This is a genomic window from Mycoplasma tracheobuteonis, assembly GCF_054456995.1.
Map to the genome: position 1 here is coordinate 1 of NZ_JBTKTG010000034.1, position 635 is coordinate 635.

Annotated in this window: 1 protein-coding gene; it reads right to left on the reverse strand. The window is 24.7% G+C overall.

Annotated features, from left to right (window positions below):
* On the reverse strand, window positions 1-313 hold a 313-nt coding region (locus ACX1M8_RS03480; protein ID WP_458836806.1), incomplete at its 3' end, for a hypothetical protein.
* Window positions 314-635: the final 322 nt, after the last annotated feature.

Genomic DNA, 635 nt, shown 5'->3' on the forward strand with positions numbered 1-635 from the left:
GAGTTATATTTCACCAATTACCTTTTCCACTATACATACCAGAATCATGTGTTCCAGGTAGTGAAAGTTGAAATAAAGTTTTTTCGTCATTTACATCTTTCATTCATTCATTGAATTTATATGGTGCAACTTGTTGACTAAAATCATTGTATTCATAGAAATATGATTTTGACATATTTTTTCAAACTTCAGTATTTTCTACACTTACACCATTATCGTTTACATCATCATTAGCCGACAATAAAACAATCGGAGCTAATGCTGTTGCAATAATAGTAGTTGGAATCAAGCTTCTTTTGATTATTTTCTTCATTCAGCACACTCCTTAATAGTTTTATTCATATTTATTTTTTTATACTAACTTACTAATATAACTATTTTAATATAAGTATGATATTTTTCTATATCTATCTATATTCCTAATTTATCTATAACATAGGGCTAAAAACAAAATAAAGATAAATTTTCAGCTATTTTTGACTAAATAACTGACTTTTTCTTATTTTTAGTCAAAGATGTAATAATTCTATATCAGCTTATACAGCGTAAAATTTCTTTTTTATGTTTGCTTTTTCTATGTAATTTTTAACTCAAAAATACTAATATCTCTATATCACAGTGATATTAGTATTTTA